Genomic DNA, 14104 nt, shown 5'->3' with positions numbered 1-14104 from the left:
TGCCACTATAAGCTGGGTTTATGGATTTTCCATGAATGACCCAAATTTTGCTTATAGTGGCTATCGCCAACCTGAAAGACCCTACTTACCGGCCACAGGGCGCTTGTCATATACTCTTGTGCTCTTATGACACGCCGGGGAGGCGTTGATATGCATTCACAGACTCACACCTTTATCGTCAATGACAGCCCGCTGCCTTGCCTGCAGGCCGGTTCGGGCGAGCCGTTGCTGCTGATCCATGGCGCACTGGCCAACCATACCCTCTGGCTCGAACATATCGAGCAGCTCTCACGTCACTACACCGTCTACGCTCCCACCCTGCGCCACTTTGGCGAGGCGGGCAAAAACGGGCCATTTGGTCTGGAGACCCACGCCAGCGATCTGCTTGCCCTGCTGGAACAATTGCCGTGCGGGCCAGTACATCTGGCGGGCTGGTCATACGGGGCGGATGTTGCCCTGACCGCTGCCCTGATGGCTCCGGAGCAATTCATAAGCCTCTATCTGGTTGAGCCAGGCTGCCCGGGAGCCCTCGACGAACAGGGGATCGCAGCCTTTATGGCCGATGCCGGTGCCATGTTTGGCCCCGTGTTTGGCCAGGTTGGGAAAGGCTTGCTGCAAGAGGCCGTGGCGACCCTGATCGATGGTTCGGGTGGTCATGCAGGCTATTTTGCTGCACAACCGCTCAAGTGGCAGCAGGCGCAGTTGGCAGAAGCCGATAGCCTGCCCAAGCAGTTGAGCCAGAGCGAGCGGCCAGATTGGTCACCCGGGCGCCTTGCCATGCTCAACATGCCCACCTGCATCGTGCAGGGTGCAGATACCAGAGCGCTGTTTGCGCTGGTCTGTGAGGCTATTGGCAACGCCATTCCCGCCTGCGAGCGCTTGCAGGTGCCACACGCCGGGCACCTCTACACCATCGAGCAGCCAGCGCTGTTTGTGCAGCATCTGCAACGCTGGCTCGAACAGCAGGCATAAAAAAACCGGAACCCAAGGGTTCCGGTTTTTTTCATTCCAGCCGAGGCTGGCAAACCAGCAAATTAAGCCTGGTTTTTAACTTCTTTCAGACCGCGGAAAGGAGCTTTGGCACCCAGAGCTTCTTCGATACGGATCAGCTGGTTGTACTTGGCAACACGGTCAGAACGGCTCATGGAACCGGTCTTGATCTGGCCAGCAGCGGTACCAACAGCCAGGTCGGCGATGGTAGCGTCTTCGGTCTCACCGGAGCGGTGGGAGATGACGGCAGTGTAGCCAGCGTCTTTGGCCATCTTGATGGCAGCCAGAGTTTCGGTCAGGGAACCGATCTGGTTGAACTTGATCAGGATGGAGTTGGCGATGCCGTTGTCGATACCGCGCTTCAGGATCTTGGTGTTGGTTACGAACAGGTCGTCACCCACGATCTGGATTTTCTTGCCCAGTTCAGCAGTCTGGTAGGCGAAGCCTTCCCAGTCAGATTCGTCCAGGCCATCTTCGATGGAGACGATCGGGAACTTGGTGGTCAGATCAGCCAGGAAGTCGGAGAAACCGTTGGAGGTGAAGACACGACCTTCGCCTTTCAGGTTGTACTCTTTCTTCTCTGCGTCGTAGAACTCGGAAGCAGCGCAGTCCATAGCCAGGGTGATGTCGGTGCCCAGTTTGTAACCGGCAGCGGCAACGGCTTCAGCGATAACTTCCAGCGCTTCGGCGTTGGATTTCAGGTTCGGAGCGAAACCACCTTCGTCACCAACTGCAGTGTTGTAGCCCTTGGACTTCAGCACTTTGGCCAGGTTGTGGAACACTTCTGCGCCCATGCGAACGGCTTCTTTCAGGGTCTTGGCGCCAACCGGCTGGATCATGAACTCCTGGATGTCGACGTTGTTGTCGGCGTGCTCACCACCGTTGATGATGTTCATCATCGGAAGCGGCATGGAGTAAACACCCGGGGTGCCGTTCAGCTCGGCGATGTGGGCGTACAGCGGCATGCCTTTGGCTGCAGCGGCAGCTTTGGCGTTAGCCAGGGAAACAGCCAGGATGGCGTTGGCGCCGAACTTGGATTTGTTCTCGGTACCGTCGAGGTCGATCATGATCTGGTCAACGGTGGCCTGGTCCTTGGCATCTTTACCCAGCAGAGCTTGAGCGATCGGGCCGTTTACAGCTTCGATGGCTTTCAGCACGCCTTTACCCAGGAAACGGCTCTTGTCGCCGTCACGCAGTTCCAGCGCTTCGCGGGAACCGGTGGACGCGCCAGACGGAGCGGCTGCCATACCAACAAAACCACCTTCCAGGTGAACTTCGGCCTCAACGGTCGGGTTACCACGGGAGTCGATGATTTCACGACCGATCACTTTAACGATCTTGGACATGTGTATTTCCTCAGGTTTCGTAAAAAAACAACAAAAATATGCCAAAAAAAGCGGCTGTGGCACAGTGCCCCAACCGCATTTATTTTCAATTACTTCAAATTACGCTTCTGATACTCGCCTGCCGCCTTCACAAAACCGGCGAACAGAGCGTGGCCATCACGAGGAGTAGAGGTGAACTCCGGGTGGAACTGCGCAGCCACGAACCAGGGGTGATCCGGGATCTCGATGATTTCCACCAACTTCTTGTCGGCGGAGAGACCGGTCACTTTCAGACCTGCCGCTTCAATCTGCGGCAGCAGCTTATTGTTTACTTCGTAACGGTGACGGTGACGCTCGTAAATGGTCGGGCTGCCGTACATCTGACGCACCTTGGAATCTTCGACCAAGTGGCAGAGCTGGGAACCCAGACGCATGGTACCGCCCAGATCGGACTTCTCGGTACGGGTCTCGACGTTGCCCTCTTCATCCACCCACTCGGTGATGAGGCCGACAACCGGATACGCGCAATCTTTCTTGAATTCGGAGGAGTGAGCCCCTTCCATGCCCGCCACGTTTCGAGCGAATTCGATCATGGCAACCTGCATGCCGAGGCAAATACCCAAGTAGGGGATCTTGTTCTCGCGGGCATACTGGGCAGCCAGAATTTTGCCTTCCACACCGCGCTCACCGAAGCCACCCGGCACCAGGATCGCGTCCAGACCTTCCAGCAGCTCGGCGCCACGGGTCTCGATATCCTGAGAGTCGATGTACTTGATGTTGACGGAGTGACGGGTCTTGAGACCACCGTGCTTGAGCGCCTCGTTGACGGACTTGTAAGCGTCCGGCAGGGAGACGTACTTGCCGACCATACCGATGGTCACTTCACCAGTCGGGTTGGCCTCTTCGTAAATAACCTGTTCCCACTCGGACAAGTCAGCCTCTTTGCACTCCAGACCGAAACGCTCGGTGAAGTAGGAGTCCAGATTCTGGGATTTCAGCAGTGCCGGGATCTTGTAGATGGAGTCGACGTCTTTCATGGAGATGACGGCGCGCTCGGGCACGTTGCAGAACAGGGCAATTTTGGCGCGCTCGTTGGCCGGAATGGCACGGTCAGAGCGGCAGATCAGCACATCCGGCTGGATACCGATGGAGAGCAGCTCTTTGACGGAGTGCTGGGTCGGCTTGGTCTTCACTTCACCGGCTGCAGCCAGGTAAGGAACCAACGTCAGGTGCATGAACATGGCGTTGTTGCGGCCCACTTCGGCAGCCAGCTGACGAATGGCTTCGAGGAACGGCAGGGACTCGATGTCACCTACGGTACCGCCCACTTCGACGATGGCAACCTGATGGCCTTCGGCACCGGCAATCACCCGCTCTTTGATGGCGTTGGTGATGTGCGGGATAACCTGAATGGTGGCGCCCAGATAGTCACCACGACGCTCTTTACGCAGTACGTCGGCGTAGATACGGCCGGTGGTAAAGTTGTTGCGACGGGTCATCTTGGTGCGGATGAAACGCTCGTAGTGGCCCAAATCCAGATCGGTTTCGGCCCCGTCCTCGGTTACGAACACTTCACCATGCTGGGTCGGGCTCATGGTGCCCGGATCCACGTTGATGTACGGGTCCAGTTTCATGATGGTCACATCCAGACCACGGGCTTCCAGAATGGCTGCCAGAGAAGCTGCGGCAATGCCTTTGCCGAGGGATGAAACAACGCCACCAGTAACAAAAATATATTTGGTCGTCATGCTGAACCTGAAAGAAGTTTAGGGAATTTTAAGGGGTGCTTCGGGGATGAAGCAGGACGGGGAAACAGTATACCAAAAACCCCTCTCCCAAACAATGAGCAAAAATCTATCAGGCTCACCGCCCCCCCATCTTGCGCCAAATCAACTTTGCTCGGTTTCCTTCGCCTTATCCCAGGCAGCATCGAGCTTTTCGAGGGTGCAATCGGTCATTTTCAAGCCTTCTGCGGCGATTATCTGCTCAACCTGACGAAAACGACGTTCGAACTTGGCGTTGGCGCCTCGCAGCACCTGCTCCGGATCCTTGCCCAGATGACGCACCAGATTGACGGTGGCAAACAGCAGGTCGCCGAGCTCGTCGCTCACCCGCGCCTCGTCCACATCGGCCATCAGCGCCTCTTCCATCACCTCGTCGATCTCTTCGTGGATCTTGTCCACCACAGGCCCCAGCGTCTTCCAGTCAAAACCGACGGTGGCGCAGCGTTTCTGAATTTTGGCGGCGCGGGTCAGGGCAGGCAGCGAGAGCGGAATGTCGTCCAGCACGCTCTCTTTGTCGAGGGCTGCGCGCTCTTTGGCCTTTTCCGCCTCCCAGTTCGCTTTTACCGCCTGCTCGTTGGAGAGATCTGCATCGGAAAAAACATGGGGATGACGGCGAATGAGTTTTTCGCTCACCGTATCGACGATATCGGCAAAGTCGAACAAGCCCCGCTCTTTACCCAGCTGGGCGTAAAACACCACCTGAAACAGCAGATCCCCCAGCTCCCCTTTCAGCCCTTGCCAATCCTCGGTCTCGATGGCATCGGCCACCTCGTAGGCCTCTTCCAGGGTGTGCGGCACTATGCTCTGGAAGTTCTGTTTCAGATCCCAGGGACAGCCGTTTTGCGGATCGCGCAGGCGAGCCATGATGTCGAGCAGTTGGGGCAGATCGTAACGTTGGGACATGGGATATTCGCTTGTTGATTCGTTCAAAAAGGGTCGTAAATGCAGACCGGCCACTGGGGCCGGTCGGTTCGCTATCAAAGCCGCTTGGCGCTGATCACATCGTTTAGCTGGCTGAGCTTGGCCAACGCCCGGTTAAAGGCGTTGATGTTGTAAATCTCCAGCTCCATGTCGATCTCCGCGGTCTGTTCGCGCACATTGGAGCGTGAGCGCACCCCCATCACATTGATCTTCTCGTTGGCCAGCACGGTAGTGATATCGCGCAGCAGGCCGGAGCGATCGTTGGAGATGATCCGGATGGTGAGGCCGTAGCCGCCGGAGTAGTTCTCCCCCCACACCGCATCGATCAGCCGCTCCGGATTGCGCCGTGACAGCTCCTTGAGCTGCTCGCAATCTTCCCGGTGGATGGATACCCCGCGCCCCATGGTGATAAAGCCCTGAATGGAGTCTCCAGGGATCGGCTGACAGCAGCGGGCAATATGGGTCATCAGGTTGCCAACCCCTTCCACCACGATATGGTCTTTGGGCTTGTGGCGCATCGGCGCATTGGCCTTCTGCTCCAGCTTCTCCAGCAGGCGGCGATCTTCCTCTTCCGCCGTCGGCTTGTTGTAGCAGGTGTCGAGATAGTTGAGCACCTGGTTGATGCGGATATCGCCGCTGCCGATACCGGCCAGCAGATCGTCGGTGCTCTCCAGATTGAAGCGGCGCAGCATGTTGCCCTTGTCGATCTTGGACATGCTGAGGTTGTGGCGATCCAGCTCCTTCTCGAACAGCTCGCGACCGGCCACGATATTCTTGTCCCGATCCAGTTTTCTGAACCAGGTCGCCACCTTGGCCCGCGCCCGGCTGGAGCGCAGGAAGCCGGCGTTGGGGTTCATCCAGTCGCGGCTCGGGTTGGGCTCTTTCTGGGTGATCACCTCCACCTGATCGCCGGTCTGCAGCGCGTAGGTGAACGGCACGATGCGGCCGTCAATCTTGGCGCCGATGCAACGGTGACCGATCATGCTGTGGACGTGATAGGCAAAATCGAGCGGGGTGGCGCCAGCTGGCAGGTCGATCACATCCCCTTTCGGGGTGAAGACGTAGACTCTGTCCTCGAACACCTGACTGCGCAGATCTTCCAGCAGGGAGCCGCTCTCGGAGAGATCCTCCTGCCAGGCGAGCAGTTTGCGCAGCCACTCGATCTTGTCTTCGAAGGTGTTGGCCTTGCCGCCAGCCTGTGCCCCTTCCTTGTAGCGCCAGTGCGCCGCGACGCCGAGTTCGGCATCCTGATGCATCTGGTCGGTACGGATCTGGATCTCGACGGTCTTGCCCTCAGGCCCCACCACTACGGTGTGGATCGACTGATAGCCGTTGGGTTTGGGGTTGGCGACATAGTCGTCAAACTCGCGAGGGATGTGGTGGAACTGGGTATGCACGATACCGAGCGCCGCATAGCAATCCTGCAACCGCTTGGTCACTACCCGCACGGCGCGCACGTCGAACAACTCGTTGAATTCGAGGTGCTTCTTCTGCATCTTGCGCCAGATGCTGTAGATATGTTTCGGGCGACCGTACACCTCAGCGTCAACTCCCGCCTCTTTCAGGCCATTACGCAGGGATTGCACAAACTCGCGGATGTAGCGCTCGCGGTCGAGCCGCTTCTCGTCGAGCTGCTTGGCGATCTGTTTGTAGGTATCCGGGTGCAGGTAACGGAAGGCGAGATCTTCCAGCTCCCACTTGAGCTGGCCGATGCCCAGACGGTTGGCGAGCGGTGCATAGATGTTGGTGATCTCCTGGGCCATCAGCACCCGGGTCTCTTCATCTGCCGTCTTCGCTTCCCGCAGGCAGGCGATCCGCTCCGCCAGCTTGATCACCACGGCACGCACATCCTCGACCATGGCAAGCAACATGCGACGCACGTTGTCGACCTGCTCCGGCGAGGTTTCGCTGCGATGGAGGGTCTGCAGGGAGCGGATGGCCTCCATCTCCAGCACCCCTTCCACCAGCTTGGCGATCTTGGAGCCGAAATCCTCGTCCATCCGCTCCTGGCTGATGAGACCGGCTTCGACGAAGGGGTAGATGATGGCGGCCTTGAGGGTACCGATATCCATGCTGAGCATCTGCAGGATGCCCACCATTTCTATGCCGCGTACCAGCAGCTTGCTGGTCAGCGCCTCGTCACCGAGCGTCAGACAATACTGGTAGACGGTTCGCAGCTGATCCTTTTCACTGTCACTCAAGGAGAGCGAGCTGACCCACTCTTCCAGGGTGAAGTTGTCTTTCAAATGAATATCGCGAACCGCAACCATGGTATCAATCCTTTAAATTATCGGGCCGAAAGCTGTCACTTTCTCCCCTCATGAGATTGCCTCAAATGGGGATATCCAGCGCACTTTTCAAGGCATATTGTCCAGAAAGACAATAGAGCGCGCCAACAGGCCCTGCCGAACGACGAGGGTCTAGATTACCCCAATCACATCAGCTCAAACAGCCGCAGACATGCCAGATTACACATCCGCATCGCCGAACTGATGAGTCATTTACTCCCGTTCAAACAGCGCCATGGACTCCAGATGACCGGTGTGAGGGAACATGTCGAGCATGCCGAGGCGCACCAGACGGTAACCCCCTTTCACCAGTACCTGACTGTCCCGCGCCAGGGTGACCGGGTTACAGGAGACGTAGACCACCCGCTTGGGTGAAAGTTTCACGACGTGTCCCATCACTTCCAGCGCGCCGGGGCGAGCCGGATCCAGCAGCACCAGATCAAACCCTTCCCGCGCCCAGGACATGCCGACGATGTCATCGCTCAGGTCGGCTTTGTAGAAACGGGCATTGCTGATGCCGTTGCGACGGGTGTTCTCTTCGGCCCGCTGCACCATGGCCAGTTCACCTTCCACACCCACCACTTCGCGAGCCTGACGGGCCAGCGGCAGGGTGAAGTTGCCGATACCGCAGAAGAGATCGAGCACCTTGTCATCCTTGCTCGCCCCGAGCCATGTCAGCGCCTGCTCAACCATGCTCTGGTTGATGGGGCCGTTGACCTGAATGAAGTCACCCGGGGCAAATGCAAGAGACAGGCCATCCAGCGAGTAGGATGGGGAAAATTGTTGCTGCAGCGCTTCGATGCGCTCATCGGCCGCCTGCAGATAGAGGTCGATCCCCTGCGCTTTTGCAAACTCAACCAGCAGGGCGCGATCCGCCTCATTGGGACGGCCGGTGTGGCGCAGCAGCATCATGATCCCCTGCTCGGCCTGGATAAGCTCCGCATGGCCCAGCTCGCGCTGGCTCTTGAGGCGATTGAGGCATTCACGCAGCGGGGCAATCAGCGCAGAGAGCGGTTCGGCCAGCACAGGGCAACTGTCGATCTCCACCAGATCGTTGCTGTTGCGACGGCGGAAACCGACCCGGGTGCAGCGACCGTTCTTGTCAAATTTGATGGCCAGACGACAGACCCGGCGATAGGCACGATCTTCACCGGTCAGTACCGGCTCCAGCGCCGGCGCCTTGATGTTGCCCAACCGCTCGAACAGGCTGACTAGTCCGGCCGCCTTGGCGACTTGCTGATCGGCAACCGACATGTGCTGGGCACTGCAACCGCCGCACTCGCGATAGTGGCTGCAGAAGGGGGCGATACGATTGGCCACCGGGGTCACAACCTGTTGCAAGGCGGCGTGACCGTACTGCTTTTTTTCTTCGGTGATGCGTGCCTTTACGGTCTCGCCGGGCAGCGCCCCTTCGACGAAGATCGCCTTGCCCTGATGGCGACCGATACCGACGCAGTGGTGATCGAGGGTGTCTATCGTAAATTCAATGCGTTGGAGCTGGGTGGACTTCTTTTGGGGCTTGAAAAACTGGGCCATAAAACTTGGTGCCTATAGGTGGCTATGTCATGATTGTGGAATCTGCTGCCGGGTATTGTCCCACAAGAATAATAGTATGACCAAATACGGCCACAGAGCCCGTGTATTGCCATCAACCCTATCGCCAACCCTGTTCACTGGTGGCCTGTTCGTATGACCAAATATGGCCTGAGAGCACGCGTTCTCGCCTTCACCATCCTGCCGACCCTGATCATTGGTGGCCTGATGGCCGGTTACTTCACCTTCCACCGCTACCAGCAGCTGGAAAACAACCTTATTGATCAGGGGATCAACATTATCGAACCGCTGGCGATCGCCAGTGAATACGGGATGACCCAGCACAGTCGCGAATCCCTCAAGCGGCTGATTGGTCTGACCCATCGCAAGAACTCCCCCTTCATCAAGTCCATCGCTGTTTTCACCCAGGACAACCAGCTGTTCGTCACCTCGAACTATCACCGGGATTTCACCCGGCTCAGGCTGCCCGATGGCGAGCCCATTCCGGACCTGACCAGCGTGACGTTTCAGGGGGACGACATCATTTTGCGCACCCCGATCCAGGCCGAAACCAGTCTGGATGGCTTCCCGCTGCCCAGCGATGTAGAGCCGCCGATGATCGGCTACATCTCGATGCAGATGGCGACCGATCGGGCCATGCTGCTGCAGTACCGCGATACCTTCTTTGCGGTGATCATGGTGCTCATCGGGGTCGCCTTCAGTACCCTGTTTGGTTTCCGGCTGGTCAAGAGCGTGACCCAGCCCATCACCAACATGGTGCAGGCGGTGCACAAGATCAGGGAGGGGCGGCTCGATACCCGGGTCAGCGGCCAGCTCACCGGCGAGCTGGATATGCTGAAAAACGGCATCAACGCCATGGCCAAGGCGCTCTCCGAATATCACGAAGAGATGCAGCAGAATATCGATCAGGCTACCTCTGACCTGCGCGAAACCCTGGAGCAGATCGAGATCCAGAACGTCGAGCTCGACATGGCCAAGAAACGGGCGCAAGAGGCGGCGCGGGTCAAGTCGGAGTTTCTGGCCAACATGTCCCACGAGCTGCGCACTCCGCTCAACGGGGTCATCGGCTTTACCCGCCAGCTGCTGAAAACCAGCCTGACCCCGAGCCAGACCGACTACATGCAGACCATCGAGAAATCGGCGCGCAACCTGCTTGGCATCATCAACGACATCCTCGACTTCTCGAAGCTGGAAGCGGGCAAGCTGCAGCTGGAGCATATCCCGTTCAGCCTGCGCGACACCCTCAACGAGACCATGCACCTGCTCGGCCCCAGCGCCCACGACAAGCAGCTGGAGCTCTCCCTGCGGGTGGATGCCGATGTGCCGGACTACCTCACCGGCGACCCCATGCGTCTGCAACAGGTGCTGACCAACCTCACCGGCAACGCCATCAAGTTCACCGAGCAGGGTAACGTGGATGTCCATATCGAGCAGACCGGCAGTGGCAACCACAAGGTGAGGCTCAACGTCCAGATCCGCGATACCGGCATCGGCATCTCCCAGGAGCAGCAACATCAGCTGTTCCAGGCCTTCAATCAGGCCGACTCCTCCATCTCCCGCCGTTATGGCGGCACGGGCCTGGGCCTCGTCATCACCCAGAAGCTGGTGCAGCAGATGGGCGGCCAGATCCGCTTTGAATCGGAGCTTGGCAAGGGCTCCATCTTCTCGTTCAGTCTGGATGTGGAGGTATCCCCCCTGCCCCAGACCGATCAATTGCCGCTGGATCGGATCCGTGGCAAGCGGCTCTGGCTGCTGGAACCGGATCCCTTCGCGCAAGCCTCCCTGCTCGCCCTGTTGGCGGAGTGGCACCTCGACGTGCACCCACTGACCAGCGATGATCCCTGGCCTGAGATGAGCGAGCAGGAGATGGTGATCATCGGCAGCAGCACCCTGCATACGCCGCAGCAGGTGCTCGGCCGTCTCGACAGACTGAACGGCCAGCAGCAGAACACCATAGTGCTGCTCAGCAGCCACGAGCCGGCGCTCTATGAAGCGATGCTGGCCCATGGCGCCCAGCACTGTCTCTCCAAACCGGTCAACCACCGCAAGCTGCTGCACGCCCTGCTCTCGCCGGAATCGAGCCGCCAGAAACTGCCCGCCCAGCCTGCTCCGCGCCAGTTGCAGCCAATCAAGGTGCTGGCAGTGGATGACAACGCCGCCAACCTCCAGCTGATCGCCGCCATGCTCAAGGAGATGGTGAGTCAGGTGGTGGTGTGCAAAAACGGCAAGGAGGCGGTCAAGCAGGCCCAGAGCCAGCCGTTCGACATCATCTTCATGGATATCCAGATGCCGATCATGGATGGCATCAGCGCCACCCAGGCGATCCGCAACCAGTCCCTCAACACCACCACCCCGATCGTGGCGGTAACCGCCCACGCCATCCCCGGAGAACGGGAGCGGCTGATCCGCCAGGGGATGGACGACTATCTGGCCAAGCCCATCGACGAGAGCATGCTGGCCCAGCTCATCACCGACTTTGCCCATCGTCGCCACCAGAATAATGGTGCCCAACAGATCGACTGGGCACTGGCGGTGCGGCAGGCGGCGGGGAAAGAGCATCTCGCCAGAGAGATGCTGACCATGCTGCTGGCCAGTTTCGACGAGGTCGAGCCAGTGCTGGATAGCGCGCTGGCTGGCGAAATTGAAGATAACGAGGTGCTGGCACAGCTCCATCGCCTCAACGGCGGCTGTGCCTATTCCGGGGTGCCGGGACTGCAACGGCTGCTCTCCCAGCTGGAGCAACAGCTGCGTGACGGCGTGCCGGTGAGCGAGCTGGAACCAGAGCTGCTGGAGCTGCAAGATGCGCTGGAACTGGTGCGCCAGGAGGCGCCCCGCTATCTCGGCAAAGCTTGATGAGCTTGACCTGAACTGTATCGGCCCCGCTTTTTCTGACGCGAGGGCCGCCAGATGGTAAAGTTGCGCCGTTTACACAGGAGTCAGCATGACCAACAACGATATTCTGCGCCGTCTGCGCTACGCCCTCACCATCAGCAACGACCAGATGGTCGAGATGTTTGCCAAGGGCAACCTGACGGTCACTCACGCCCAGCTGCACAGCTGGTTGATGAAAGAGGCGGCGGAAGGTGAAGAGCAAGAGGCAGGCTATGTCGCCTGTCCCGACTCGGCTCTGAGCCAGTTCCTCGACGGTTTCATCATCGCCCGCCGCGGCGTGCGGGAAGATGCACCGGCCCAGGTGATCCCGAACCGGATCAACAACAACATGATCTTGCGCAAGCTGCGCATCGGTCTCAACTTCAAGGAAGAGGATATGCTCGGCACCCTCAAGCTCGCCGACTTCAACCTCTCCAAGTCCGAGCTCAGTGCCCTGTTCCGCTCCAAGGATCACAAGCACTATCAGGATTGCGGGGATCAGATCCTGCGCAACTTCCTGATCGGTCTCACGGCCAAATACCGCGGCTAACCAGCCGCGCGACTGACCAGACAGGGCCTTCGACATGTGCCAGCGACTCACTCCTCCCACGCTCAGCAGCCTGGCTGTGGCAGGGGGATGGCGCTGGCGCTGTCTTCTTCCCCTCTTCTTGCTGCCACTGGTTCTGCTGCTGGGTGGTTGTACTCCGTCCGAATATCAGCTCTCAACCCGTTATCAGAGCGCCAACCAGAACGAGCGGATCGCCTTTCTGATCCTCCACTACACCGATGAAGATGATGCCAACTCCTTGCGCCTGCTGACCGAGCTGGAGCACAAGGTGAGCGCCCACTACCTGATCCCCCGCGACAGCCACGAGGCACCGCTCACCGTCTATCAGCTGGTACCGGACAGCGCGCGCGCCTGGCACGCGGGACGCAGCCGCTGGCACCAATATGCCGGGCTCAATGCCAGCTCCCTTGGCATCGAGATCGTCAACCTCGGCTATCCAGCGGAAGATGAGCCGCTGACCCCCCATGCCCGCCGCTGGCAACCCTATACCCCGCAGCAAATTGCCGCCGTCGGCGCCCTCAGCCGGGAGCTGGTCGCCCGCTACCAGATTCCACCGACCCAGGTGTTGGGCCACAGCGATGTCGCCCCCGAGCGCAAGCAGGATCCCGGCCCCCACTTCCCCTGGCGCCAGCTCTATCTGACGTACGGGGTCGGCGCCTGGCCCGATGAAGATCGGGTGGCCGAGTTGCTGGCTAGCCCCTTGCCCCACTGGGATGCGGCCATGTGGCAGCAGCAGCTGGCCCGCTATGGCTACGGCCTGTCCCAAACCGGCCAGTGGGATGAGCAGAGCCGCGCCGTAATGGGCGCCTTTCAGCTCCACTTTCGCGCCAGCAAGGTCGATAGCAAACCGGACCGCGAGTGTCAGGCCATCCTGATGGCGCTGCTGGAAAAATACTTCCCCTAATCCTCATCCATTGCCCCCGTTGCTGCGTACTGTTTGATAGCCTTTAGCTATCAAACAGTTAGGCACAAGCAATTGTCCCTGCATTTTGCAAGGCGTTACTCTGACTGCGTTCCGAAAGAGAATTTAAAACCGATTTCCAAATCTGGAGGTGAATGATGAAAAGCCCGATTGGTCTTGATACTGCTCAATCACAAGCCCTGGCAGCCGAGTTGAACAAATTGCTGGCCAGCTACCAGATCCTCTACATGAACGTGCGCGGCTTCCACTGGAATATCCGTGGTAACCAGTTCTTCGAACTGCACCTGAAATTTGAAGAGATTTACAACGACCTGCTGCTGAAAGTCGATGCACTGGCCGAGCGGATCCTGACCCTGGATGGCGTGCCAATGCACAGCTTCAGTGACTACCTGAAAGTCTCTGCCATCCCGGAGCAAAAAGGGCTGCACGATGGCCGCGCCTGTGTCGAATCCCTGCTGGATAGCTTCCGCGAACTGCTGGTCGCCCAGCGCCGTATTCTGGGTCAGGCCGCCGAAGCCGGTGATGAGGGCACTGCCTCCATTCTCTCCGACTATGTGCAGCAGCAGGAAAAACTGGTCTGGATGCTGCGCGCTTATCTGGCCTGATAGTGAACCAAGCCGGCTATACGCACGTATGAAGGCTTTAGGAAGTTGCGGGCCGGGAGCACCTGACCAGACTCGGCCCAACCCGCTTGATTGTTATGTTCTGTTGCAAACCTGAGTTGTCTCTCCTTTTATCCACCCGCTTGCCGCCCTGTTTGGGCGGTTTTTTTTGTTTTTGATCTGCATCAAGGGAATCTTAATTGGCAAATTGAATGCCTATTAAGTTATTCGCGAGAGGAATAGAATCACCACAAAACAGACAACTGAAATGTCCAATTA

Annotated in this window: 10 protein-coding genes; 5 read left to right on the top strand and 5 right to left on the bottom strand. The window is 58.6% G+C overall.

Annotated features, from left to right (window positions below):
* Nucleotides 1–150: 150 nt before the first annotated feature.
* Complete coding sequence (locus A9G06_RS08670) at nucleotides 151–972, top strand: alpha/beta hydrolase (protein WP_069554944.1); 822 nt, start codon at nucleotides 151–153, stop codon at nucleotides 970–972.
* A 62-nt stretch (nucleotides 973–1034) separates the two neighbouring features.
* Here the strand turns inward: A9G06_RS08670 and eno are convergent, their stop codons facing one another.
* The 5 genes from eno to rlmD all read right to left on the bottom strand — a co-directional run bounded on the left by eno (nucleotide 1035) and on the right by rlmD (nucleotide 8844).
* Nucleotides 1035–2336: a phosphopyruvate hydratase gene (eno, locus tag A9G06_RS08665; RefSeq protein ID WP_005335583.1), complete on the bottom strand. Its 1302-nt coding sequence runs from the start codon at nucleotides 2334–2336 to the stop codon at nucleotides 1035–1037.
* A gap of 89 nt (nucleotides 2337–2425) precedes the next feature.
* Nucleotides 2426–4063, bottom strand: a complete 1638-nt coding sequence (gene pyrG / locus A9G06_RS08660; RefSeq protein ID WP_005335584.1) for a glutamine hydrolyzing CTP synthase — start codon at nucleotides 4061–4063, stop codon at nucleotides 2426–2428.
* A 141-nt stretch (nucleotides 4064–4204) separates the two neighbouring features.
* The gene (mazG, locus tag A9G06_RS08655) at nucleotides 4205–5002 is read right to left on the bottom strand and encodes a nucleoside triphosphate pyrophosphohydrolase (protein WP_069554943.1); all 798 of its coding nucleotides are present in this window, start codon (nucleotides 5000–5002) and stop codon (nucleotides 4205–4207) included.
* Nucleotides 5003–5076: 74 nt separating this feature from the next.
* Nucleotides 5077–7290, bottom strand: coding sequence for a GTP diphosphokinase (relA, locus tag A9G06_RS08650; protein WP_005335588.1), 2214 nt, complete (start codon nucleotides 7288–7290; stop codon nucleotides 5077–5079).
* A 231-nt stretch (nucleotides 7291–7521) separates the two neighbouring features.
* Entirely contained in the window at nucleotides 7522–8844 is a 1323-nt protein-coding gene (gene rlmD / locus A9G06_RS08645; protein ID WP_069554942.1) for a 23S rRNA (uracil(1939)-C(5))-methyltransferase RlmD, read from the bottom strand.
* A 153-nt stretch (nucleotides 8845–8997) separates the two neighbouring features.
* Here rlmD and barA point away from each other — a divergent pair, with 153 nt between their 5' ends.
* The 4 genes from barA (at nucleotide 8998) to A9G06_RS08625 (ending at nucleotide 13828) form a co-directional block, all read left to right on the top strand.
* Nucleotides 8998–11715, top strand: coding sequence for a two-component sensor histidine kinase BarA (gene barA / locus A9G06_RS08640; protein ID WP_069554941.1), 2718 nt, complete (start codon nucleotides 8998–9000; stop codon nucleotides 11713–11715).
* An 88-nt stretch (nucleotides 11716–11803) separates the two neighbouring features.
* Nucleotides 11804–12283, top strand: a complete 480-nt coding sequence (locus tag A9G06_RS08635) for a DUF1456 family protein (protein ID WP_005335594.1) — start codon at nucleotides 11804–11806, stop codon at nucleotides 12281–12283.
* A 34-nt stretch (nucleotides 12284–12317) separates the two neighbouring features.
* Nucleotides 12318–13205 (top strand): N-acetylmuramoyl-L-alanine amidase, encoded by an 888-nt coding sequence (locus tag A9G06_RS08630; protein ID WP_069554940.1) that lies wholly within the window; start codon nucleotides 12318–12320, stop codon nucleotides 13203–13205.
* A 155-nt stretch (nucleotides 13206–13360) separates the two neighbouring features.
* On the top strand, nucleotides 13361–13828 hold the full coding sequence (locus tag A9G06_RS08625) for a Dps family protein (RefSeq protein ID WP_005362843.1): 468 nt from the start codon (nucleotides 13361–13363) through the stop codon (nucleotides 13826–13828).
* Nucleotides 13829–14104: the final 276 nt, after the last annotated feature.

Source organism: Aeromonas sp. DNP9 (assembly GCF_001728955.1).
In the GTDB taxonomy this organism is placed as follows: domain Bacteria; phylum Pseudomonadota; class Gammaproteobacteria; order Enterobacterales; family Aeromonadaceae; genus Aeromonas; species Aeromonas veronii.
The sequence above is the reverse complement of the archived record's forward strand: the minus strand, read 5'-3'. Positions and strand labels throughout refer to the sequence as shown.